The sequence below is a fragment of the Xanthomonas campestris pv. phormiicola genome (assembly GCA_025666215.1).
Lineage (GTDB): Bacteria > Pseudomonadota > Gammaproteobacteria > Xanthomonadales > Xanthomonadaceae > Xanthomonas_A > Xanthomonas_A campestris_A.
Genome location: CP102593.1, coordinates 3353656 through 3379219, shown reverse-complemented (window position 1 = coordinate 3379219; position 25564 = coordinate 3353656). Strand labels below are relative to the sequence as shown.

The 25564-nt window shown below is 69.9% G+C and carries 13 protein-coding genes; all 13 read left to right on the top strand.

Annotation, left to right across the window (positions count from 1 at the left end; genetic code table 11):
• The first annotated feature begins 1 nt into the window (after nucleotide 1).
• The 13 genes from NRY95_13960 to NRY95_13900 all read left to right on the top strand — a co-directional run bounded on the left by NRY95_13960 (nucleotide 2) and on the right by NRY95_13900 (nucleotide 25564).
• On the top strand, nucleotides 2-907 hold the full coding sequence (locus NRY95_13960; protein ID UYC14835.1) for a dihydrodipicolinate synthase family protein: 906 nt from the start codon (nucleotides 2-4) through the stop codon (nucleotides 905-907).
• 1 nt (nucleotide 908) lies between these two features.
• A complete protein-coding gene (locus NRY95_13955) occupies nucleotides 909-2501 on the top strand; it encodes an aldehyde dehydrogenase family protein (GenBank protein ID UYC14834.1) in 1593 nt (530 codons plus the stop codon).
• Entirely contained in the window at nucleotides 2498-3706 is a 1209-nt protein-coding gene (locus NRY95_13950; GenBank protein ID UYC14833.1) for a Xaa-Pro peptidase family protein, read from the top strand. The genes NRY95_13955 and NRY95_13950 overlap by 4 nt, the downstream gene beginning before the upstream one ends.
• A gap of 64 nt (nucleotides 3707-3770) precedes the next feature.
• Nucleotides 3771-5600, top strand: a complete 1830-nt coding sequence (locus NRY95_13945) for a DUF885 family protein (protein UYC14832.1) — start codon at nucleotides 3771-3773, stop codon at nucleotides 5598-5600.
• Nucleotides 5597-7423: a DUF885 family protein gene (locus NRY95_13940; GenBank protein UYC14831.1), complete on the top strand. Its 1827-nt coding sequence runs from the start codon at nucleotides 5597-5599 to the stop codon at nucleotides 7421-7423. Before NRY95_13945 ends, NRY95_13940 begins: the two co-directional genes overlap by 4 nt.
• A gap of 190 nt (nucleotides 7424-7613) precedes the next feature.
• On the top strand, nucleotides 7614-9185 hold the full coding sequence (locus NRY95_13935; GenBank protein UYC14830.1) for an APC family permease: 1572 nt from the start codon (nucleotides 7614-7616) through the stop codon (nucleotides 9183-9185).
• A 106-nt stretch (nucleotides 9186-9291) separates the two neighbouring features.
• Nucleotides 9292-11607 (top strand): S9 family peptidase, encoded by a 2316-nt coding sequence (locus NRY95_13930; protein ID UYC14829.1) that lies wholly within the window; start codon nucleotides 9292-9294, stop codon nucleotides 11605-11607.
• A 217-nt stretch (nucleotides 11608-11824) separates the two neighbouring features.
• A complete protein-coding gene (locus tag NRY95_13925; GenBank protein UYC14828.1) occupies nucleotides 11825-13336 on the top strand; it encodes a DUF5597 domain-containing protein in 1512 nt (503 codons plus the stop codon).
• Between the two features lie 40 nt (nucleotides 13337-13376).
• Nucleotides 13377-13685: a flagellar basal body protein gene (locus NRY95_13920; protein ID UYC14827.1), complete on the top strand. Its 309-nt coding sequence runs from the start codon at nucleotides 13377-13379 to the stop codon at nucleotides 13683-13685.
• Nucleotides 13686-14042: 357 nt separating this feature from the next.
• On the top strand, nucleotides 14043-16412 hold the full coding sequence (locus tag NRY95_13915; GenBank protein UYC14826.1) for a Tat pathway signal protein: 2370 nt from the start codon (nucleotides 14043-14045) through the stop codon (nucleotides 16410-16412).
• A gap of 352 nt (nucleotides 16413-16764) precedes the next feature.
• Nucleotides 16765-19542 (top strand): TonB-dependent receptor, encoded by a 2778-nt coding sequence (locus NRY95_13910; GenBank protein UYC14825.1) that lies wholly within the window; start codon nucleotides 16765-16767, stop codon nucleotides 19540-19542.
• A 191-nt stretch (nucleotides 19543-19733) separates the two neighbouring features.
• Nucleotides 19734-23987: an Ig-like domain-containing protein gene (locus NRY95_13905; protein ID UYC18593.1), complete on the top strand. Its 4254-nt coding sequence runs from the start codon at nucleotides 19734-19736 to the stop codon at nucleotides 23985-23987.
• On the top strand, nucleotides 23984-25564 hold the full coding sequence (locus tag NRY95_13900; protein ID UYC14824.1) for a family 43 glycosylhydrolase: 1581 nt from the start codon (nucleotides 23984-23986) through the stop codon (nucleotides 25562-25564). Before NRY95_13905 ends, NRY95_13900 begins: the two co-directional genes overlap by 4 nt.

Sequence of the window (25564 nt, the reverse complement as noted above, 5' to 3'; positions counted from 1 at the left end):
CATGAGCAAGGCTTCCTTCTGGTACGGCGTGCTGCCGGCCATCACCACTCCGTTCAACGCCGACGGCAGCATCGACCACGCGTTCCTGGCCAAGCATGCGCAGGTCATGGTCGACGCCGGCTGCACCGCGATCGTGCCGCTGGGCTCGCTCGGCGAGGCCGCCACGCTCAGCTTCGACGACAAGGTCGCGATCCTGAAGACCCTGGTGCAGGCGCTGGACGGCCGCATCCCGGTGGTGCCGGGCATCGCCGCGCTGTCCACCGACGAGGCCGTGCGCCTGGCGCAGGCGGCCAAGCAGATCGGCTGCGGAGGGCTCATGGTGCTGCCGCCGTACGTGTACTCCACCGACTGGCGCGAGATGGGCGCGCATGCGCGTGCGGTCATCGCCGCCACCGACCTGCCGGTGATCCTGTACAACAACCCGGTCGCCTACAAGACCGATTTCAGCCCGGCGCAGATCGCCGAGCTGGCCGCCGAATTCCCGAACCTGCAAGCGGTCAAGGAATCCTCCGGCGACGTGCGCCGCTTCGCCGCGCTGGGCGAGTTGCTCAACGACCGCCTGGTGCTGCTGGTGGGCATGGACGATGCGATCGTCGAAGGCCTCAGCATGGGCGCCAAGGGCTGGATCGCCGGCCTGGTCAACGCGTATCCGAAGGAGTCGGTGAAGCTGTTCGAGCTGGCCCGCGACGGCGGCTACCCGGCGGCCAAGGCGCTGTACGACTGGTTCCTGCCGCTGCTGCGCCTGGACACCGTGCCCAAGTTCGTGCAGCTGATCAAGCTGGTGCAGGAGAAGGTCGGCCTGGGCAGCGAGCGCGTGCGCGCGCCGCGCCTGGTCGTCGACGGCGCCGAGCGCGAAGCGGCGCTGAAGGTGATCGACCACGCCATCGCCACCCACCCCGGGCTCTGAGATGAGCATGCAGCCGCTGTTGCTTGCCGGCCATTGGCAGCCGTCGCTGGAAGCGCGCGGCAGCTTCCGCGCCGAGGACCCGCGCGACGGGAACGCGATCGGACCGGAGTTCCCGGTCAGCGGCGCCGCCGACCTGGAAGCGGCGCTGAGCGCGGCGGTGCTGGTCGCCGACGCGCTGGCCGCGGCGGCGCCCGAGCGCATCGCCGGGTTCCTCGACGCCTACGCCGCGGCGATCGATGCCGACGTCGAACAACTGGTCGCGCTGGCGCATGCCGAGACCGGCTTGCCGGTCGAACCGCGCCTGGCCAAGGTGGAGCTGCCGCGCGCCAGCGGGCAGCTGCGCCAGGCCGCGCAGGCGGTGCGCCGCCATAGCTGGACACAGCCGGTGATCGACACCGCGGCCGGGCTGCGCGCGCAGCTGGGACCGTTGCACAAGCCGGTGCTGGTGTTCGGCCCGAACAATTTTCCGTTCGCGTTCAACGCGGTGGCCGGCAGCGATTTCGCCTCGGCCATCGCTGCGCGCAATCCGGTCATCGCCAAGGCGCATCCCTCGCATCCGGCCACCAGCCAGCGCCTGGCGCAGCTCGCGCACCAGGCCCTGCTGGACAACGGCCTGCCGGCCGCGGCGGTGCAGTTGCTGTACCACTTCGACAACACGCTGGGCCTGGAACTGGCCGGCGATCCGCGATTGGGCGCGATCGGTTTCACCGGCAGCCGTGCCGGCGGACTGGCGCTGAAGGCCGCGGCCGACCGCGCCGGGGTGCCGGCCTACGTCGAGCTGTCCAGCGTCAATCCGGTGTTCCTGCTGCCGGGCGTGCTGGCCGAGCGCGGCACCGCGCTGGCGCAGGAATTCTTCGCCTCGTGCACGATGGGCAGCGGCCAGTTCTGCACCAACCCCGGCATCGTGGTGGTGCCCGAGGGCGAGGCCGGCGATGCGTTCGTCGCCGCGGCCAGCGCGCACTTCGCCAACGCCGCGCCGAGCCTGCTGTTCTCGCGCGGCGTGCTCGAGCACCTGCAGCGCGGCGTGGCCACGCTGCGCAATGCCGGCGCTGCGGTGCTGGCCGGCGGCGAGGCGGCAGCGGCGCCGGGCTATCGGCACGCGCCGACCCTGCTGGCGGTGTCGGTGCAGGCCTTCCTGCAACAGCCCGAGGCGCTGCAGACCGAGGCGTTCGGCCCGGTCAGCCTGGTGGTGCGCGTGGCCGGCCTGGCGGAGATGACCGCGCTGGCGCACAGCCTGGAGGGCAACCTCACCGGCACCATGTACCGCGCCGCCGACGGCAGCGACGACGTGCTGTTCGCCGCGCTGGCCGCGGCGCTGCGGCCGCGGGTGGGACGCCTGATCTGCAACAAGATGCCGACCGGCGTGGCGGTCAGCGCGGCGATGAACCACGGCGGGCCGTACCCGAGCACCGGCCATCCGGGCTTCACCGCGGTCGGCATGCCGGCCGCGATCCGCCGTTTCGCCGCGTTGCACAGCTACGACGGCCTGCCCGATGCGCTGCTGCCGGAGCTGCTGCGCGACCGCAATCCCGGCGGCGTGCAGCGGCTGATCGACGGCCAGTGGAGCGTGGCCGACGTGGAGCGCGCGGCATGAGCGCCACCGCGCAGATCGGCGGGCTGAGCCTGGCCATGGCGCGTGCGCAGCTGGCGCCGTGGCCGGCGCAGGCGCCGCCGATCCAGCCGCAGGAATACCAGCAGCGGCTGGAGCGGGCGCGCGCGCTGCTGCGCGCGCAGGGCGCCGATGCGCTGCTGATCGGCGCCGGCGCCTCGCTGCGCTATTTCACCGGCGTGCCGTGGGGCGCCAGCGAGCGCCTGGTGGCGATGCTGCTGACCGCCGAGGGCGATCCGCTGCTGATCTGCCCGGCGTTCGAGGAAGGTTCGCTGGACGCGGTGCTGCGCATCCCGGTGCGCAAGCGGCTGTGGGAAGAGCACGAGGATCCGCATGCGCTGGTCGCCGAGGCGCTGAGCGAACTCGGCGCGCAGGCGCTGGCCCTGGATCCGGGCATCGCCTTCGCCGTGCACAGCGGCTTGAGCGCGGTGCTGGACCGGGTCGCGATCCGCGATGCGGCGCCGATCGTGGATGGCTGCCGCATGCGCAAGTCGGCGGCGGAACTGGCGTTGATGCAGCAGGCCTGCGACATGACCCTGCAGGTGCAGCGGCTGGCCGCCGGGCTGATCCACGAGGGTATCACCACCGCCGAACTGGTGCGCTTCATCGACCAGGCGCATCGCGCGCTCGGCGCCGACAACGGGTCCACCTTCTGCATCGTGCAGTTCGGCCACGCCACCGCGTACCCGCACGGCATCCCCGGGGTGCAGGCGCTGCGTCCGGGCGAGCTGGTGCTGATCGATACCGGCTGCACCGTGCACGGCTACCACTCCGACATCACCCGCACCTACATCTTCGGCGAGCCGAGCGAGAAGCAGCGGCGCATCTGGCAGCTGGAGCACGATGCGCAGGCGGCCGCGTTCGCCGCGGTGCGTGCGGGCGTGAGCTGCGCGGCGGTGGACCAGGCCGCGCGCGAGGTGCTGCAGGCGGCCGGGCTGGGACCGGACTACCGCTTGCCGGGATTGCCGCACCGCACCGGCCATGGCTGCGGCATGAGCATCCACGAGGCGCCGTACCTGGTGCGCGGCAACGCGCTGGCGCTGGCACCGGGCATGTGCTGCAGCAACGAGCCGATGATCGTGGTGCCGGGCGAGTTCGGCGTGCGCCTGGAGGACCATTTCTACGTCACCGAGGACGGCGCGCAGTGGTTCACGCCACCGTCGCCGGCGATCGACCGGCCGTTCGCCTGATGCGCGCGGCGGCCGCCAGCGTCGGGCCGCCGCGCAGGTTCCACTCGCTTACCGGAGTCCATCGATGAGATTCGCCCGCCTGTTCGTTCCCGGCGCGCTGGCCGCGGCATTGCTGGCCGCCTGCCAGCCGGCCACGACGCCCGCCTCGCCGCAGCCGGCGGCCGCTGCGGCCGCACCGGCGCAAACGCCGCAGCAGGCCTTCGCCGCCTTGCTCGACGCGCAGTGGCAGTACCAGCTCGAACACCATCCGGAGTTCGCCAGCATCATCGGCGACACCCGCTACAACGACCGCTGGAGCGATTACTCGCCGGCGGCGTTGCAGGACGAACGACAGGCCACCGCGGATTTCCTGAAGCGTTTCGAGGCGGTCGACGGCAAGGCGCTGTCGGCGCAGGACCAGCTGAGCCTGCAGATGATGCTGCGCCAGTTGCGCGACCGGCTGGAAGCGATCGAGCTGAAGAACGACGAGATGCCGCTGGAGCCGGTCGGCGGCATCCAGCTGGCGTTGCCCGGTTATGCGCAGGCGTTCCCGTTCGCCAGCGTCAAGGACTACGAGGACTACATCAAGCGCCTGCAGGCGATTCCGACGCTGCTCGACCAGATCGTGGCGCTGTCGCGCGCCGGCGCCAGGGACGGACTGGTGCAGCCGAAATACCTGCTCGAGCGGATTCCGGCGCAGCTGCGCGAGATCGCCGCGCCGGCCGGCGCCGACAGCCCGTTCGCGTTGCCGCTGAAGAATTTCCCCGATGCGGTGCCGGCGGCCGAGCGCGCGCGCCTGCGCGCGGCGATGCTCGCGGCGATCGACCAGCAGGTACGTCCGGCCTACGCCAAGCTGGCCGATTTCGTCGCCGACGAATACGCGCCGCAGGGCCGTGCGCAGGAAGGATTGTGGTCGCTGCCCGACGGCGAGCGCCGCTACCGCTACGCGATCCATACCCAGACCACCACCGACAAATCGCCCGAGCAGATCCACCAGATCGGCCTGGCCGAAGTGGCGCGCATCGAAGGCGAGATGCGCGCCATCGCCAAGCGACTCGGCTATGCCGACCTGACCGCGCTGCGCAAGGCGGTGGCGCGCGACCGCAAGTTCTTCGCCAGCTCGCGCGAGCAGATCCTGCAGCGCTACCGCGACGACATCGCGCAGATGCAGCCGCAGCTGCCCAGGCTGTTCGGCACCTTGCCGAAGACGCCGCTGGAAGTGCGGTCGATGGCCGAGTTCCGCAGCACCGCGCCGGGCGCCGAGTACTGGCAGAGCGACGCGCAAGGCAGCAAGCCGGCGCTGGTGATGGTCAACACCAGCGACTACGCGCAGCGCACCCTGGTCAACATCGAGGCCACCGCGTATCACGAGGGCGTGCCCGGCCATCACCTGCAGATCTCGCTCGCGCAGGGCCTGCCGCTGCCGCCGTTCCGCCAGCAGTCCGGCTACAACGCCTACGTCGAAGGCTGGGCGCTGTACGCCGAGCGCCTGGGCAAGGACGTGGGCTTCTACCAGGATCCGTACAGCGACTACGGCCGCCTGGCCGGCGAACTGCTGCGCGCCAACCGCCTAGTGCTGGACACCGGCGTGCACTACAAGCGCTGGACCCGGCAGCAGATGGTCGATTTCTTCCACGCCCATCCGTCCGACGACGAGCCCAGCATCCAGGCCGAGACCGACCGCTACATCGTGTGGCCGGGCCAGGCGCTGGGCTACAAGCTCGGCGAACTGGACATCCTGGCGCTGCGCGAGAAGGCCAGGCGCGAACTCGGCGCACGCTTCGACATTCGCGCCTTCCACGACCAAGTCCTCGGCGGCGGCGCGATGCCGCTGGACCTGCTCGATGCCCGCATCGACGCCTGGATCGCGCAGGCCAAGGCCGCCCCATCCGCCACTCCGGAGAAACCGCAATGAGCCTGAACCGCCGACTTCGTGCACCGCTGCTGCTGGGGATCCTTTGCGCGCTTGCAGGGCCGGGCGTCGCGACTGCCGCCGAACCCGCGCGACCTGCGTCCGCCGCGGCGAGCAGCGATGCCGGCGCACGCTTCAAGGCGCTGTACCTGCGCGAGTGGAAATGGCGCCAGCAGCAGTCCGCCGGCGCCGACGACGAAGACAGCCAGGGCGAGGCCGCGGACCATTTGCCGAAGGTGGATCCGGCCACGCAGGACCAGCGCACCGCGTACTGGCAGCAGGCGCTGCGCGAGCTGGAGGCGATCGACCCGGCGCAGCTGTCGGCGCAGGATCAGGTGAACTACCAGGTCTACCGGCAGCAGTTGCAGGTGCTGCTCGACCAGCAGCGTTTCCGCGCCTGGGAGATGCCGTTCAACAGCGACAGCGCGTTCTGGAGCGATCTTGGCTTCACCGCACGCATCACGCTGCACAGCCGCGAGGACTATCAACGTTATCTCGGCCAGCTGGCCGACATCCCGCGTTACTTCGATGAGCAGATCGCCAACATGCGCGCGGGCCTGGCACGCGGTTTCGCGCAGCCGAAGGTCACCCTGGACGGCCGCACCGAGTCGATCGCCGAGGTCGCGCAGGCGCAGGGCGAGCAGAACCTGTTCTACACGCCGTTCAAGCAGATGCCGGCGGCGATTCCCGCGGCGGTGCAGGCGCAGCTGCGCACGCAGGCGCGCGCGGCGATCGCGCAGCAGGTGATCCCGGCCTATGCCAGGCTGCTGCGCTTCATGCGCGAGGAGTACCAGCCGAAGGTACGCCCGGCGCTGGCCGCCGAATCGATGCCCGACGGCGCCGCCTACTACCGCGCGCAGATCCGCGAATACACCACGCTGGACATGAGTCCGGAGCAGATCCACGATGTCGGATTGAAGGAAGTGGCGCGGCTGCGCAAGGAGATGGACCAGGCGATTGCCGACAGCGGTTTCAAGACCCCGCCTGGGCAGCAGACGTTCCCCGCGTTCCTGCACTATCTGCGCACCGATCCGAAGTTCTATGCCAAGACCCCCGAGGAACTGCTCAAGGACGCGGCCTGGATCGCCAAGCGGGTGGACGCCAAGGTCGGCGACTACATCGGCAGGCTGCCGCGGCGGCGTTTCGCGATCGAACCGGTGCCGGCGGAGCTGGCGCCGTTCTACACCGGCGGCCGCGGCGGCCCGGGCATCTACCTGGTCAACACCTACGACCTGCCGTCGCGGCCGTTGTACAACCTGACCGCGCTGACTTTGCACGAATCCTCTCCGGGCCATGCACTGCAGATGCCGCTGGCGGCCGAACAGGACAACCTGCCGGACTTCCGCCGCTACACCTTCATTTCTGCGTACGGCGAGGGTTGGGCGGTGTACTCGGAATACCTGGGGCAGGAGATGGGCATGTACGACACCGCGTACGACCGCTTCGGCTACCTGACCTACCAGATGTGGCGCGCGTGCCGGCTGGTGATCGACACCGGCATCCACCACAAGGGCTGGACCCGCGAACAGGCGCAGGCCTACCTGCGCGACAATACCGCGCTGAGCGAGCACGAGGTCACCACCGAGGTCGACCGCTACATCGCCTGGCCGGGGCAGGCGCTGTCCTACTACCTGGGCGAACTGAAGATCATCGAGCTGCGGCGCAAGGCCGAAGCCGCGCTCGGCGAGAAGTTCGACATCCGCGCCTTCCACGACGCGATCCTGGAAACCGGCTCGGTGCCGCTGCCGGTGCTGGAGCAGCGCATCGACCGTTTCATCGCCGAGGGCGGGAAATCGCCGTGGTCGCAGGAGGCGCCAAAACAGTAGACATAACCAAAGCCCTTCTCCCATCGGGAGAGGGGTTGGGGTGAGGGTACGGGTGCAGCCTCATGCGGTCGAAACGACACGAGGCTGCGCCCGCACCCTCATCCGCCCCTTCGGGGCACCTTCTCCCGGGGGGAGAAGGGACAACTGCAGGTAGTTAGGAATCGGTTACAACCTTTCCAGCGGGGACACCATGACCACACAAGGCAAGTTCCACAAGCGTCTGAGCCTGACCGACCTGACCTTCATCGGGCTCGGTTCGATCTTCGGCTCCGGTTGGCTGTTCTCGGCCAGCCATGTGTCGGCCATCGCCGGCCCGGCCGGCATCGTGTCGTGGATCGCCGGCGGCGTGGCGGTGCTGCTGCTGGGGATGGTGTATTGCGAACTGGGCGCGGCGCTGCCGCGTGCCGGCGGGGTGGTGCGCTATCCGGAGTACTCGCACGGCGCGCTGCTCGGCTGGCTGATGGGCTTCATCACCCTGATCGCGTTCTCCAGCCTGATCGCGATCGAGGTCGAGGCGGCGCGGCAGTACGCCGCGGCCTGGTTCCCGTCGCTGAACCAGGCCGGCAGCACCCATCCCAGCGTGGCCGGCTGGCTGCTGCAGCTGGCGCTGCTGGTGGCGTTCTTCCTGCTCAACTACTTCAGCGTCAAGACCTTCGCCACCGCCAACAACATCGTCAGCGTGTTCAAGTTCCTGGTGCCGGTGCTGGTGATCGTGCTGCTGATGGCCCACTTCAATCCGCAGAACCTGCACGTGCAGGGCTTCGCGCCATCCGGCGCGGCCGGCGTGGAGGCGGCGATCTCGGCCGGCGGCATCATCTTCGCCTACCTCGGCTTGACCCCGATCGTGTCGGTGGCCAGCGAGGTGCGCGATCCGCAGCGCAACATCCCGATCGCGCTGATCCTGTCGGTGGCGCTGTCCACGGTGATCTACGTGCTGCTGCAGCTGGCGTTCCTGGGCAGCGTGCCGTCGGCGTACCTGGCGCAGGGCTGGGGCGGCATCGACAAGGCGTTCGCGCTGCCGTACCACGACATCGCGCTGGCGCTGGGCATGGGCTGGCTGGCGGCGCTGGTGATCTGCGATGCGATGATCTCGCCCAGCGGCACCGGCAACATCTACATGAACGCCACGCCGCGCGTGGTCTACGGCTGGGCGCGCAGCGGCGGCTTCCTGTCGGTGCTGACCCGGGTCGACGCCAAGTCCGGCATCCCGCGCCCGGCGCTTTGGCTGAGCCTGGCGCTGTCGGTGTTCTGGACCCTGCCGTTCCCGTCGTGGGAAACGCTGATCCAGGTGGTGTCGGCGGCGCTGGTGCTGAGCTATGCGGTGGCGCCGGTGACCGTGGCCGCGCTGCGCCGCAGCGCGCCGCAGCTGCCGCGGCCGTTCCTGCTGCGCGGCTTCGCCGTGCTCGGGCCGCTGTCGTTCATCGTCGCCGCACTGATCGTCTACTGGTCCACCTGGAGCACCCTGTCGTGGCTGCTCGGCCTGCAGGTCGCGATGTTCGCGCTGTACGTGCTGTACAGGCTGCCCAGCGCGGCCGCACGCGCGCAGCTGTGGCGGCAGGTGCGCGGTGCGTTGTGGCTGATCGGGTTCTTCGTGCTGGTGTTGCTGGTCTCCTACCTGGGCACCTTCGGCGGCACCGGCCAGATCGCGCATCCCTGGGACACGCTGAGCGTGGCCGTGATCGCGTTCGGCTGCTACCACTGGGGCGCGCGCACCGGGCTGCGCAGCGACGAGCTGGCGCTGGAAGAGGACGACGGGGAATGAGTTTTCTTTTTTTGTAGGAGGCTGCAGCCGCGACAGAACGTTTCAGCACGTTGTCGCGGCTGAAGCCGCTCCAACAACAGCATGATGTGGGGGATATCGGAGCGTAATGAACAGATTCGTTGCATCGATCGTGCTGGCCGCGGCGTCCATCGCCGCCGGCAGCGCCCAGGCCGCACCGAGCGTCGCCGATTACCAGCGCTCGCTCGGCCTGCGCGAGGCGTGGATGACGCTGACCGAGAACGTGACCTGGCCGGCGCAATGGCGCGACGACGGCACGTTCTATTACCGCAAGACGGTACCCGGCGGCTTCGCCTTCGTGCTCGAGGACGTGGCCGGCCAGCGCAAGCAGCCGGCGTTCGATGCGCTGCGGCTGGCGCGCGGGCTCAGCGCCGCGGCCGGGACCGAGTACCCGGCGCTGCGGTTGCCGTTCGAGCGCTTCAGCTATGCGGCCGACGCCGGACGCGACAACGCCGCGATCGTGTTCCAGATCGACTACGCGCCGTGGCGCTGCACGCTCGCCGACTATGTCTGCGCGCGCGCCGAGGCCGGCCCGCAGCCGCGGCCGCGCGGCTTCGGCGTGGTCCGCGATCCGGCGGTGGCCGCCGACAATACGCCGCATCGCTCGCCGGACGGGCGCTGGGACGCGCTCGCCGACGGCAACGACATCGTGTTGCGCAGCGTCGCCGACGGCCGCGTGGTGCGCTTGAGCGACGACGGCCGCGCCGACGATTTCTACGATCCGGAAACGCTGGCCTGGTCGCCGGATTCGCTGCGGCTGGCGGTGTACAAGGTGCGCCCTGGTTTCGCGCGGCGGGTGACGCGGGTGGAGGCGGCGCCGCCCGGCGGCGGCCAGCCGCGCGTGCGCACCCAGCTGTACCCCAAGCCTGGCGATGCGGTGGATATCGAGCGGCCGGTGTTGTTCGACATCGCCGCGCTGTCCACGGCCACCGGCGCGCGCCGCATCGCCATCGACGACGCGCTGTTCGCCAATCCCTACCAGCTGTCGCCGATCCAGTGGCGCAAGGACGGCCGCAGCTTCGTGTTCGACTACGTGCAGCGCGGCTTCCAGCGCATGCGCGCGATCGCGGTGGACGCGGCCAGCGGCCGCGCGCGCGTGGCGGTGGGCGAGGACGCCACGACCTTCGTCTACGCCGACCGCAGCTACCGCCACGACGTGGACGGCCTCGGCCAGGAGATCCTGTGGATCTCCGAGCGCGACGGCTGGCGCCATCTCTATCTGTTCGATGGCGAAACCGGCAAGGTCAAGACGCAGATCACCAAGGGCGCGTGGATCGTGCGCGACGTGCTGCGCGTGGACGACGCGCAGCGCCGCATCTGGTTCTCCGCCAGCGGCATGGATGCGGGCAAGGACCCGTACTACCGGCAGCTGTTCGCGGTCGATTTCGACGGCCGCCACCTGACCCGGCTGACCACCGCCGACGCCGACCACGACGTGGCCATCGCCGACGACGGCCGCCACTACGTGGACACCTATTCGCGCCCGGACCTGCCGCCGGTGATGGAACTGCACGCCATCGACGGCACGCTGCTGCAGGTGGTGGAACGCGGCGACATCGGCAAGCTGCAGGCCGCCGGCTGGCGCGCGCCGCAGACCTTCGTGGCCAAGGGCCGCGACGGCCGCACCGACATCTGGGGCATGGTGGTGCGCCCGCGCGACTACGATCCGCGCAAGACATACCCGGTGATCGAGAACATCTACGCCGGCCCGCACGACAGCTTCGTGCCCAAGACCTTCTGGCCGTTCGGCTACCACTCCGGCGGCGACAAGCAGATCGGCATGCAGGCGCAGGCCGACCTGGGCTTCATCGTGGTGATGATCGACGGCATGGGCACCGCCAACCGTTCCAAGGCGTTCCACGACGTGGCCTGGAAGAACCTCGGCGATTCCGGGTTCCCCGACCGCATCGCCTGGCACAAGGCGCTGGCGGCCAAGGATCCGTCCTACGACATCAGCCGGGTCGGTATCTACGGCGCCTCGGCCGGCGGGCAGAGCACGCTTGGCGCGCTGGAACGGCATCCGGACTTCTACAAGGTGGGCGTGGCGTTCGCCGGCTGCTACGACAACCGCATGGACAAGATCAGCTGGAACGAGCAGTGGATGGGCTGGCCGGTGGACGCCAGCTACGCCGCCGCCTCCGGGGTGGACAACGCGGCCAGGCTGCGCGGTGAATTGCTGCTGATCGTCGGCGAGCAGGACAGCAACGTCGATCCAGCCTCGACCGCGCAGGTGGTGGATGCGCTGATCAAGGCCGGCAAGGAGTTCGACCTGCTCAACGTGCCCGGCGGCGAGCATTCGGTCGGCCGCTCCACTGGTCCGATCGACTACGTGCAGCGGCGCCAGTACGACTTCTTCGTGCGGCATCTGCTGGGCGCGCCGACGCCGCGCTGGAATGCGAACTAGAGGGGAGATGAGGATGTGGCGATGTTTGCGGCGGGACTCGGGACCCGGGACCCGGGACCCGGAACAGCACCGGCAACAGCCACAGCCGATCGTGTCGAAGCGCCGCGCTCTTGGCTTTTCCGACTCCCGCGTCCCGCGTCCCGGGTCCCGACCCCACAGCCCCCTGATCCTCGCCGCGTTCCTGACGCTGGCGCCCGCACTGGCCACTGCCGAAGAGATGCCGCGCTACGTCAGCCGCGACGGCCACCACGCGCTGTTCGTCGACGGCGCGCCGTACAGCATCATGGCCGCGCAGCTGCACAACTCCAGCGCCTGGCCGCAGGTGTTGCCGCAGGCGCTGGACGCGGTGCAGGCGCTGCATGCGAACACGGTCGAGGCGCCGGTGTACTGGGAGCAGTTCGAACCGGAGCCGGGCCGCTACGACTACCGCAACGTCGATGCGCTGGTCGAGCAGAGCCGCGCGCGCGGGCTGCGCCTGATCGTGCTGTGGTTCGGCACCTGGAAGAACGGGCAGATGCACTACGTGCCGGAATGGATCAAGCGCGATCCGGCCACCTATCCGCGCATGCGCGACGCCAAGGGCGAACCGGTCGATGTGCTGTCGCCGCATTCCGCGGCCAACCTGCAGGCCGATGCGCGCGCCTTCGCCGCGCTGATGCAGCACCTGCGCAGGATCGACGCCGGCCGCTACACGGTGATCGCGGTGCAGGTGCAGAACGAACCCGGCGCGATCGGCACCGTGCGCGACCATGGCGCCGCCGGCGAGCGTGCGTTCGATGCCGCGGTGCCGGCGGACGTGCTGCAGCGCCTGGGCAAGCCGGCCGGCAGCTGGAGCCAGGTGTTCGGCCGCGATGCCGAGGAAATGTTCAGCGCCTGGAGCAACGCCAGCTACATCCAGCAGGTCGCCGCCGCCGGCAAGGCCGCGTATCCGCTGCCGCTGTACGTGAACACCTGGCTGCGCTACAAGGGCCGCACCAAAGCGGGCGAGGAATACCCGGCCGGCGGCGCCACCTGGAACGTGTTCGACCTGTGGCGCCTGGCCACGCCGGCGATCGACTTCATCGGCACCGACATCTACACCAGCGACTACGACGAGTACACCAAGGTGGTCGGCCAGTACGCGCGCGCCGACAATCCGGCCTGGGTGTCGGAGACCGGCTTCGAGGCGGCCACCGCGCCGTACCACTTCCACGTGCTCGGCCGCGGCGGCATCGGTTTTTCGGTGTTCGGCATCGACGGCAACGAGGACACGCCGGACAACCAGGCCGCGCTCGCCGCGCATGCGGCCGGCTTCGGCCTGCTCGCGCCGCTGCAGCGCGCACTGGCCGCCGGCGCGTTCGCCGGCACCTTGCAGGCGGCGGTGGAGAAGGCCGGGGTACCGAAGCAGAGCCTGCGCTTCGGGCCGTGGCAGGCGCAGGTGTCGTTCGGCGCGCCGGGCTGGGGCGAGGCGCCGGCGATCCTGCCCGGCACCCCGCAGCACGACGGCCGCGCGCTGGTGCTGGAATTGCAGCCGAACGTGTTCCTGGTCACAGGTTTCAATTCCCGGGTTGAATTTGTGCGCGACCGTGCCGATGGCAAATACGGGCAACTGCTGCGCGTGGAGCAGGGCCGCTACGTCGATGGGCAGTGGCGGTTCGTGCGCCTGTTGAACGGCGACGAGACCGACTACGGGCTCAACTTCCGGCGTGCCGATCCCTACGTGCTGCGGGTGACCGTGGGAACCTACTGACCTTGTGGCCGCAACCCGGCCGCCCGACGAGCAAACGCGCATGAGTTCCATCGCTTCGGTGTCCTCGATCGCCCTGTCCGGCATGCGCGCCGCCGCCTCCGGGCTGCAGGCGCGCGCGAACAATGTCGCCAACGCCGCCACCGAGGGCTTCCAGCGCCAGGTCACGGCCAACCAGGAAGCACCCGGCGGCGGCGTGAGCGTCCAGGTGCAGGCGGCGGGCGGCGAGGGCAGCGACCTGGTCGACGACATGGTCGGCGGGCTGTCCGCACGCAACGATTTCCAGGCCAACGCGCGGGTGCTGCGCGCGGCCGACGACACCATCGGCAGCCTGCTAGACGTCCTGGCCTGAGGCCAGGACGCGCTTCCTCCTCCCACCGGGACCATGGCCCCCTTCTTGGGGGAAGGTGCCCCGAAGGGGCGGGTGAGGGTACGTGCGCAGCCTCGTGCACCCAACTCCGCGAGACGCTTCGCGCCGGACCCTCACCCCAACCCCTCTCCCGACGGGAGAGGGGCCAGCGCTGTTCCCTTCTCCCATCGGGAGAAGGTGCCCCGCAGGGGCGGATGAGGGTACGGGCGAAGCCTCGTGCAACTGCCCCCGCAGCGCCAACGCTATGCAGTTTTCCGCACCGATCCTCGACACAGCACACAAGACGTGACGGCCCCTGCGGCGCACGATGATGCGCTATTGCTCATCGGGGGACGCTATATGGATCGGAGAGATTTCCTGCGTCAGGGCTTGGCGGTCGGCGCAGTGGCCGGTGTCGAAGCCCTGGCCGGGGGCATCGCCGCGCCCGCCAACGCCACGCCGGCCGCGTCGCCCGCGCCGGCATCGCCGCGGCTGCAGCCGCTGGCCGCCGATGCGCTCGCCGGCCACACCCTGCAATGCCGCTTCGTCGAGGCCGGCGCGCAGTGGCAGGTGTACGAAGACCTGCGCAGCGCCGACGGCGACCTGACCCTGCTCGGCCCCGGCGGCGCGCTGGTGCTGGGCAAGCGCACCGAAGCGGTCTACCCGAGTGCGCAGGCGCCGTACTTCGGCATGAAGCTTGCCGACGTGGCGCTGGCCGAAGCCGACCTGCTCGCCGACCGTCTGCTGCGCGACGGCGATCCGCGCGCGGAGGAAGTGCGCGACGCGGCGCCGCCGCCGGCCTCGCAACTGGATCCCAAGGACTACAACGGGCGCCTGCCGTGGACCACCTTCGTCGGCACCCGCGAGTGCGCCGACACCATGCCGGTGTATCCGGACGGCCGTACCCGCGCCTATCGCGCGCTGCACGCCTTCCCCGAACTGGGCAAGGCCGAGCTGGTCGCACGCCGCCACGAAGGCCTGATCGGCGGCTGGATGCCGGCGGTGCGCAAGGTGGTGCCGGCCGGCGAGGGCCGCTACTACGACGTGCTGCTGTTCGCCGACGTGCTCGCCACCGATCGCTTCATCGTGCAGACCTGGCACCGCAGCGCGCTGGTCGAGCATGGCCAGGTGACCAAGGTGGTGTACGGCTACAGCTATCCCGACTACCCGCCGCGGCGCGGCCCGCGCAGCGCCGAGGACTTCTACCGCGGCCTGCTGGCCTTCGCCGGCTACTGGCAGGGCCTGCTCGCCGACACCGTGCAGGCACAGCTGCCCGATGCCAGCTGGAGCGACATGGCGCGCTTCGCCTTCGCCCGCGAACTGGTGGTGCGCCCCGGCGGCACCTATCCGAAATACGGCGCGGTCGACCGCGACTACTACGGCAACGAATACGACGGTTTCCAGGACACCTTCACCAGCTCGCTGTACGCGAACCTGGAGTGGGGCCGCTTCGCCCAGGCCGGCGCGGTGCTGGACGGCTACTTCAGCGACTTCGTGCAGGACGACGGCATGGTCAACATGCGCGGCGCGGAGACCGGCCAGTTCGGCCTGACCCTGTCGCTGCTGGCGCGCTACCTGCGCTATACCGGCGATGCGGCATTGCTGCGCAAGCACCGTGGCAAGATCGAGGCGACAGTCCAGATCCTGCTGGAACTGCACGACGCCAGCCTGCAGCTGCCGGCGAAGGCGCCCGGGTACGGCCTGATCCACGGCTGGAACGAATCCGATGCCTGCCTGTTCCCGGACCCGAGCCTGTGGTGGAAGCCGTACTACGCCAACAGCGCGCTGGCCGTGCGCGGCTGGCAGGACATCGCCGCGGTGTGGGCCACGATCGCCGGGCCGGGCGCGCAGGCCACCGCGGCGCAGTGGCGGCGGCGCGCGCAGCAACTGACCGCGCAGCTGCACAAGACCCTGCGTGCCAATATCCGCCGCGATCTCAAGCCGGCCTACATCGGCCCGCTGCCGGGAGTGAAGCTGACCTTCCGCCAGTCGCTGCAACAGGAGAGCCCGAGCGAGCAGGGCTGGCCGCACCGCGCCTACGCCGAACTGCTGCAGGCCGACGTGCTGCCCGACGACCTGGCGCACCTGGTCATCGATTGCGTGCGCGGCCACGGCGGCACCAGCCTCGGCGTGGTCGGCAACATCGCCCCGCCGACCCCGGACGGGCGCGACCTGCTCGGCTTCATCTCCTACGGCTACGCGCAGCAGCTGCTGCGCCTGGACCGGATCGAGGAATACCTGCTGTTCCTGTACGCGCACCGCTACCACGTGCACACGCGCGGCAGCTGGACCGCGGGCGAGGTCAGCGGCATCACCGGCGGCATGCCGCTGTTCTGCATCCCGGCGCAGATGACCATCCCGCTGCTGCTGCGCTGGATGCTGGTGTTCGAGGACAGCGCCGGCGAGGAACTGTTCCTGGCGCGCGCGCTGCCGCGCGCGTGGCTGGGCAGCGGCGAGGCGATCGCGATCGCCGCCGCGCCGACGCGCTGGGGCGCCGTGTCGCTGAGCCTGCGCGGCGATCCGGCGCGCAAGCGCATCGACGGCACGCTGAGGTTGCCTGAGCAGGCACCGGCACGCACCTGGCTAACCCTGCGTGTGCCGGCCGGCACGCAGCTGCGCGAGGTGCTGATCGACGGGCGCGCGGTGGCCTTGTCCGGGCCGCGCAAGGAACGCGTGCTGGTGCCCGCCGGAGGAGCGCGGCAGATGACGATTTCGGCCGCCTACGGCTGAGTGGCGAAAAAGTCGGAAACGTCCCTGCGCGGGCGATTCAGTGCGGTATTCCGCATGTTTCACCGATAAATACGACAAGACAGCCCTACTACGCTACGCGCACATTGTGTCCATGCGGTGATATCCATGGGGGAGATTTCCGCACGATGGACAGGCTGCCGGACGCAGCGCAATGGACCCTTTTCGCGTTGTCGCATCAGCGGCGTTGGGATCTCCCACCCAGCGCGGTTGTTGCGTACGGCGTCCCGCCTTACTCCCTTCGCCAACGACCGCTTGCGCTCAGCGTGACCGTCCCTGGATCGGCTTGCCGTGGCTGCCGACCGGCGGCCATCGCAGCCCAAAGGAGAATCCGATGTCGTCTTTGTCTGCCCGCGTTGCATCGCCTTCCATCCGCCCGCGCTGGTCGCAGCGGCCGCGTCCGCTGGCCGCCGCGATCGGCACCGCGCTGGCGCTCGCCGCCATCGCGCCCTGCGCCCTGGCGCAGGAGGCCACGTCCACCGAGACCGCGGCCAGCACGCTGGATACCGTCACCGTGACCGGCTCGCATATCCGCCGCGTGGACATCGAGACCGCCAGCCCGGTGGTCACCATCGACCGCCAGCGCATCGAGGACAGCGGCAAGTCCACCGTCGGCGAACTGCTGCAGAACATGTCGGTGATGGCCGGCTACCAGGCCAACACCTCGATCAACAGCAGCTTCAGCCATGGCCGCGCGCTGGTGTCGATGCGCGGCCTGGGGCCGGAGCGGACCCTGGTGCTGCTCAACGGCCACCGCATGAGCGGCCCGGCGAGCAGCGTCAGCGCCAGCCCGGGCGTGGACCTCAATTCGATCCCGGCCTCGATGATCGACCATATCGAAGTGCTGACCGCCGGCGCCTCGGCGATCTACGGCTCCGATGCCATCGGCGGCGTGGTCAACATCATCCTCAAGAAGGGCTACGACGGCGTCGCGCTGGAAGCCGACTACGGCATCAGCGGCCATGGCGACGGCATCCGCCGCAATTTCGACCTGGAATGGGGCAAGACCTGGGAGCGCGGCAGCGTGATGCTGGGGCTGAGCCACAACTCGCAGAACGCGCTGTACAACCGCGACCGCAGCTTCGCGCGGAGCCAGCTCAGCTACACCAACGGCGTCATCGGCAACATGACCGGCAGCAATACCCGCGCCGTGCTCAGCGATGGTTCCAGACTCACCCCGAACAGCAACCTCGGCGCCGGCACGCTGACTGCCGCCGATTTCCATGCGTTCGGCAGCGAATCGGGCGACAGGTACAACTACTACGACACGCAGTACATGATCACCCCGGTGGAGCGCACCAACTTCACCATGCGCGCCACCTACGACGTGACCGACAGCATCCAGGCCTATGTCGACCTGTTGTGGACGCACAGCAAGACCACCTCGCACCTGCAGCCCTACGGCATCAGCGCCAGTTCGCTGGGCGTGGACATCGCCGCCAATCCCTACAATCCGTTCGGTTCGGACCTGAGCGACTACTACCTGCGTTCCTCGCTGTTCAGCCGCAAGTACGTCTCGTCGATGGCGCAGACCAACCTGGTCGCCGGCCTGCACGGCGCCTTCGGCGATTCCAGCTGGCAGTGGGATGCCAGCGTCGGCTACGCCAAGTACAAGGACAAGCTGGTGCGCTACGGTTTTGCGGTGACCTCCGAGCTGGCCGAGGTGATGCAGAACGACAACGTCTTCAACCTGTCCGATCCGGCCACCATCGCCGCGCTGAACTCGACCCTGTTGCCGGTCGATCTGAAGGACGAGAGCAGCAGCAAGAACGTCAACCTGGCGCTCAACGGCACGCTGTTCGCGCTGCCGGCCGGCGACCTGCAGGCCGCGTTCGGCGCCGAGTACCGCAAGAACGATTTCCACCAGGGCACGCAGAGTTCGGTGGCGATGGCCGACGCCTACGGCGCCTGCGACTACATGGACGGCTGCATCATGCAGCAGGGCCACGCCGAGAACGTCAAGGAGCTCTATGCCGAGCTGCTGGTGCCGCTGCTGAAGGACCTGCCGCTGGTGCACTCGCTGAGCCTGGACATCGGCAGCCGCTATTCCGACTACAGCGCCTGGGGCGGCACCACCAACAGTTCGCTGGCGCTGGAGTGGCGCCCGATCCCCGACCTGCTGGTGCGCGGCACCGCCGCGCAGGTGTTCCGCGCGCCGGGGCTGGGCGACCTGTACGGCTCGCCGTACCAGGGCACCAACGACGTCGGCACCTATACCGATCCGTGCGAGGGCTACACCGGTGGCGCGCCCGCGGGGGCGTGCCAGAACGTGCCCACCGACGGCAGCTTCGTCAACACCGGGACGATGAAGGTTTACGTCACCGGCGACGCCAACGCCGGGTTCGACCTCAAGCCCGAGTCCGGCCATTCCTACGACGTGGGCCTGGTCTACGATCCGGACTGGTTGCCGGGCTTCTCGGCCAACCTGGATGCGTGGCGGGTCGAGTTGACCGACATGATTTCCGGCACCGACTACACCTACGTGCTGGAGCAGTGCTACAAGGGCGACGCGCGTTTCTGCGCGCTGGTGCAACGCAGTTCCACCGGCCAGCTGAGCAGCGTCACCGTGCCGTATGCGATCAACTACGACAAGGTGCAGATCCGCGGCTACGACTTCGCCACCAAGTACCAGTGGGACACCGAGCGCTGGGGCAATTTCCGCCTGGGCCTGGATGCAACCTACATGTCCGAGTACCTGGTCGGCGACGACGGCCACAACTATGTCGGCGAGACCTCCGGCACCGGCGGCAACCTGCCGCGCTGGCGCGCCAACCTCAATGTCGGCTGGGACTACGCGCAGTGGCATGCGAGCTGGACGGCGCGTTACGTCGGCCACAGCACCGTCGGCAGCGCCTTCGAAGGCTATTGCTACAACACCGATGCCAGCGGCAAGTGCGTCTACTTCGGCGTGCCGGTCTACATCTATCACGACGTTTCGGTGAGCCGGAAGTTCGACAAGGCGCACCTGAGCGCATCGCTGGGCGTGGACAACGTCTTCGACAAGAAGCCGCCGCTCTACTATGGCTACTACTCCAATGCCTCCAATACCGATGCGTCCACCTACAACACGGTCGGACGCTACGCCTGGGGCAAGCTGCGCTGGGAGTTCTGAGCATCGCGGTCGCGGTCGCCGTTGCGCTGCGCTGGTGCCGCTTGCGGCCGCCGGCGAAGCGCAACGGCGCACTGCGGCGCCTGTATCCGCTGCCGTGATGGGATTGCATGAAATCGATGGTTGATTCTTCCAGGCTGGGCGCCACGCTGCCGCGGGTATGGCTGGCATTGGCCCTGGCCGGGGGCGCGGGCATGTTGCCGAGTCTGCCGACGCAGGCCGATCCAGTCGCCCCGGCGACGCAGGCTGTGCAGGACAACGCCGCGCTCGGCTACCCACGCTTCAAGGGCACGCCCACGCCGATCCCCGACAGCGGCGTGGCCTTCGCGCCGGGCGGCCATCTGCAGCGGGTGTTCGCCGCCGACCTGGCGGCCGGCGCCGGCACTGCGCCGGGCAAGGATTTCTGGATCGACCGCATGCTCGCGCGCAGCGGCACCGGCGGCGGTTTCGACGACAGCAACAACTGGCTGTTCAGCCGCGGCCGCGCCGCGTACATGTACACGCACCAGCCGCAGCAGCCGGGCTTCGTCGGCGATGTCGCCTACGCGCACAAGACCGGCCACGACGCGCTGTTCCGGCTGCAGGCCGAGCTCGACGGCAAGCCGCTGCAGCTGGTCGAGGACAGCGCGCAGCGGCGGCAGACGCCGAGCTACTTCAGCAGCGTGTATCTCGATGCCGGCGCTGGCGTGCGGCTGCGCCTGGTCAAGTTCATCAGCGAGCAGAACGTGGCGGTGGCCGAGGCCACGCTGTCCAGCAGCGACGGCGTGGCGCGCACGCTGACCCTGCGTGCGATCTCGCCGATGGCCACGCATGCCGACGGCGCCGAGCTCACCGGCGCATTCGCCACCCACAACGCGATCACCACGGTGTTCCCGCGCCTGTCCGGCGATGGCTTCGCGGTCGATGGCAATTCCATCGCGCGCCGCGTGGCGCTGCCGGCGACCGGCGAGGCGGCCGCGCTGAAGGTGCAGCTCGGGCTGGTCACGCGCGAACTGCCGGCGTCGCTGCAGGAGTACCGGCGCATCGCCGCGCAATCGCCGCAGCAGGCCTATACCGAGCACGTGGTCGCCTACAACCGCTGGTGGGCCGACAACCTGCCGTACCTGGACACGCCCGAGGACAACATCGACAAGACGTTGTTCTACCGCTGGTGGCTGCTGCGCTTCAATTTCCTCGACGCCGCGGTGCCCGGCAACGACTACCAGTTCCCGGTGGCGATCGAAGGCGTGCTCGGCTACGACAATGCGATCGTGCTGACCACCGGCATGTTCATCGACGACCTGAAGTACCTGCGCGATCCCAGCTACGCCTACGGCTCGTGGCTGGGCGCCGGCGAGACCGCCGGCGGCGGCAAGTACGTGGACAATCCCGGCGCGCCGGAGAACTGGTCCAACTCCTACGCCCAATACCTGAGCGCCGCCGCGTGGCGTGCCTACCAGCTGCACGGCGGGCCGCCGGCGGTGGCGGCCAGGCTGGCGCGCTACGCCAGCGCCGACGTGGACGCGTTGCTGCGCGCCTACGACCGCAACGGCAACGGCCTGATCGAGTACGACTGGGCGGCGATGACCGGCAACGACGCCGACGCGGTGTCCTTCGACTGGGCCAAACAGCACGGTGAGCCGCGCATGGACCGCAGCGAGAGCGCCTACGTCTACGCCAACGCGCTGGCCGCGGCGCAGGCCGCGCAACTCGCCGGCGATACCGCCACTGCCGCGCGGATGCAGGCGCTGGCGGCGAAGATCCGCCGCGCCGTGCTCGACGTGCTATGGCAGGACCACAGCGCCAGCGCCGACGGCATGGGCCTGCACGGCGACCTGCTCAAGCAGCGCCAGGCCGATGGCGCGCGCTTGCCGGTGGACTGGAAGGAAACCAACAACTACTACCCGTTCAGCGTCGGCCTGATGCCCAGGCAGGGCGATGCCGACTACGATCCGAAGTACGTGCGTGCGCTGCGCCTGTTCGCCGACGCGCGGCAGTATCCGATCTTCCCGTTCTACACCGCCAACCAGGCCGACCGGCAGGCGCGCGGCGCCGGCGGCAGCAACAACTTCTCGGTGATCAACTCCACCGTCGCCTTCCGCCTGCTCGGCAGCGCGCTGCGCGACTATCCCAGCCCCTACCTGGACGCGGGCAGCTACCGCAAGCTGCTGTACTGGAACGCCTGGGCGCACTACATCGACGGCGACAACCGCTACCCGGACCAGAACGAGTTCTGGGCGCAGGGCAGCGCTGCCGACGGCGGCAGCATCGGCTACCGCTCGTGGATCCACCACACCCAGCTCGGCGCGACCAATTTCACCGTGATCGAGGACGCGATGGGCCTGCGTCCGCGCAGCGATGGCAGGATCGAGCTGTATCCGATCGACATCGGCTGGGACCATTTCGCCGCCGACGCGGTGCGCTACCGCGATCGCGACCTGGCCATCGTCTGGGACCGCGACGGCCGCCACTACGGCGGCGCGGTGCCCAAGGGCTATTCGCTGTACCTGGACGGGAAGCTGGCGTTCACCGTCGATCGCCTGGCGCATGTGCTCTACGACCCGGCCAGCGGCCGCGTGCAGGCGCTGCCGGATGCGGTCAATGCGGACGCCGCGCAGCTGCGTGTGGTCAGTTCCAAGTCCATCGCCTTGCAGACACCGGCGCAGGTGCGCTTCGCCGCCGATGCGCGGATCACCGCCGTGCTGGCCGATGCCGGCGTGGATACCACGCTGCCGGCGACCGCGCACAACCTCGCGCAGGGTGCGACGGTGAGCGCCAGCTATGCCGCCGACGGCTTCCCGGCCGCGGCGGCAGTGGACGGCAGCACCGCCAACGAGCCGTTCTGGGGCACGGCCGGGTCGCCGTCGCGCAGCGACTGGATCGAACTGGACCTGGGCCGGCCGCAGGTGCTGGACGACGTGCGCCTGTACTTCTACCGCAGCTCCTCGCCGCCAGGCGAGCAGCACGGCTTTGCTTCCGGCACCCGCGCCGGCTACGCGCCGCCGTGGCTGTACGTGCTGCAGTATTTCGACGGCCATGCCTGGAAGACCGTGCCCGGCCAGGTGCGCGACGCGCCGATCGCGCAGGGCAACCGCAACCGCGTGCGCTTCCCCGCGTTGCGCGTGCAGCGGCTGCGCGTGCTGGTCACCCATGCCGGCGCGCTGCGCACCGGGATCAAGGAAATCCAGGCCTATGCCAGCGGCGCGCGGGTGCCGGCGGCCAAGCCCAACCAGGCGCCGCAGGTCGAGGCCTGGCAGCAGGACGGCGTCGGCGCTGGCGCGCTGCGTTTGATTGGCCGCGTCGGCGACGACGCGCTGCCCAACGGCACCCTGGCGCTGCGCTGGAGCGTGCTGCAGGCACCGCCCGGCGGCGCGGCGATCTTCGAGGAGCCGCAGGCGGCCAGCACCGGCGTGCGCTTCACCGCGCCCGGCGCCTACACGCTGCGGCTGCAGGCCGACGATGGCGCGTTGCAAGGCCATGCCGATGTGGCCGTGGTCGCCGCGGCGTTGCCGGCCGGGCAGGGCCTGGAAGTGCAGGGCGACGCCGAGGCCAGCGCGCAGGTCACTGCCGGCCACCACCGGCTGCAGGCGCTCAACGACGGGCTGCTGCCCGCGCCGGATCAAGCGCCGTCCGCGGATCGCCGCTGGGGCAGCTGGGGCCGCGCGCAACCGGCCTCGGTGTGGGTGCAGTACCAATGGCGGCAAGCGCAGCGCTTGAACGGCGCCGCAGTCTACTTCTGGGACGACCAGCCCGACGGCGGCGTGGCGCCGCCGCGCGCGTGGAAACTGCAATACCGCGATGGCGAGCAGTGGCGCGACATCGCGGTGCGCGGCGGCTATCCGGTCGCCGCGCGCGGCGAAGCGAGCCGCGTGGCGTTCGCACCGGTCACCACCACCGCGTTGCGCGCGGTGCTGGACACCGCCGCGCAGGGCGACGGCCATGCCGCGGTCGGTATCGACGAATGGCAGGTCTTCGCCGAGCGCGCCGACACGGTCGAGCCGATCGACGTGCGGGTGGCGCCGGGCGAGACGCCGGCCTTGCCGCAGCGCATCGCCGCTTACTTCGCCGACGGCAGCTGGGATTGGCTGGGCGTGCGCTGGCCGCAACTCGACGCGGCGGCGCTGGCCAGCGAAGGCCGCGTGCAGCTGCAGGGCCTGGCCGACGGTGGCCTGCCGGTCAGCGCCAGCATCTGGGTGCGCGCCACCGCGCCGGGCCAGATCAACACGGTGCAGGCGCCGCCGCCACTGCACGTGCGTGCCGGGCAGGTGCCGGCGCTGCCGGCGTTCGTCGGCGTGCAGTACAACGACGGCTCGCGCGAACGGGTGCCGGTGCAGTGGCCGCCGTTGGTGCCGGCCGCGTATGCGGCGCCGGGCACGTCCAGCATCGTCGGCAGCGCGCAGGGGCGCGGCGGCAGCGGGCAGTTGCCGGTGCGGCTGCAGATCGTGGTCGATGCGGCGGTGGCGCCATGAGCCTGCGCCGTGCCGCGCGCATCGGCGCCTGCCTGCTGCTGGCGCTTGCCGTTGCCTCAGCGCAGGCCGCACCGTTGCGCGCGCGCAACGTGCACAGCGCCGGCAATCCGATCCTGGCCGACGGCCGCGACTATTCCGCCGATCCGGCGCCGCTGGTCGCCGACGGCAAGCTGTACATCATCGCCGGCCGCGACGAGGCGCCGCCCGACGTCAACGACTTCGTACTCAAGCGCTGGCAGATGCTGGTCACCGCCGACGTCGGCAGCGGCAACTGGACCCACTACCCATCACTGCTGCGCCCCGAGCAGGTGTTCGCCTGGGCCGCCGCCGGCCGCGCCTATGCCGCGCAGATCGTGCAGGGGCCTGACCACCGCTACTACCTGTATGCGCCGGTCGAAGAAAAACACTCGCCCAACGCCGATCCGTTCGCGATCGGCGTGGCGGTCGCCGACAGCCCGCTGGGGCCGTGGCGCGACGCGCACCCGCAAGGGCCGATCCTGTCGCAGTCACTGCCGGTCAGGAACACGATCCAGAACATCGATCCGACCGTATTGGTCGACGACGACGGCCGCGTGTACCTGTACTGGGGCACCTTCGGCAAGCTGTTCGGGATCGAGCTGGAACGCGACATGGTCACACCCAAGGGCACGGCGGTGGCGGTGACCACGCTGGACGGCTATTTCGAGGCGCCGTGGCTGTTCAAGCGCCACGGCACCTACTACATGGCCTATGCCGGCAACCGCGCCGGGCCGGATTCCGACTGCACCCCGACGCTGTATCACGCCTGCATCGCCTATGGCACTGCGCCGTCGCCGCTGGGGCCGTGGACCTACCGCGGGGTGATCCTGCCGCCGGTGTCCTCGACCACCTCGCATCCGGGCATCGTGCAGTTCACGGGCCAGTGGTATCTGGTCTACCACACCGCCGACGCCAAGGGCGGCGGCCATTTCCGCCGCAGCGTGGCGATCGACCGGCTGGACTGGGACGACACGCAGCGGCCGGCGCGCATTCGCCCGGTGCTGGCCACGCGCGCGCCGCAGCCGCCGCAGCCGGTGCAGCGCAACGTCGCCCGCTACGCATCCGCCGGCGCTTCCAACGGCCCGGACATCCCGCACCAGTACTGGATCGCCGCGCTCAACGACGGCGTGGTCAAGCGCAATCCGCTGCCGCCGCAGATGTGGGGCAGCTGGAGCGCGCACAATCCGCCGCAGCAGTGGCTCCAGTACAGCTGGGCGCAACCGGTGACGCTGCAGCGCAGCCGCATCGTGTTCTGGGCCGACCATCCGCCCGGCGCGAACGAGGGCGTGGCGCCGCCGGCGCGCTGGCATCTGGAATACCGCAAGGACGGGCAGTGGCTGCCGCTGGCGCAGGCCGCAACGGGGGCGGTCGCCGGCCGCGTGCAGACGCTGCGCTTCGCGCCGGTGACCACGCGCTGCGTGCGCGCGGTGTTCGACGCCTCCGGCGGCGACGGCCGCTATGCCGCGCTGGCGGTGCAGGAATGGGAAATGTGGGCCACGCGCGCGCAGCGCCTGGCCCAGGCCGGCGTTGCGGATGCGCAGCGCTGCGACGCGCTTTGA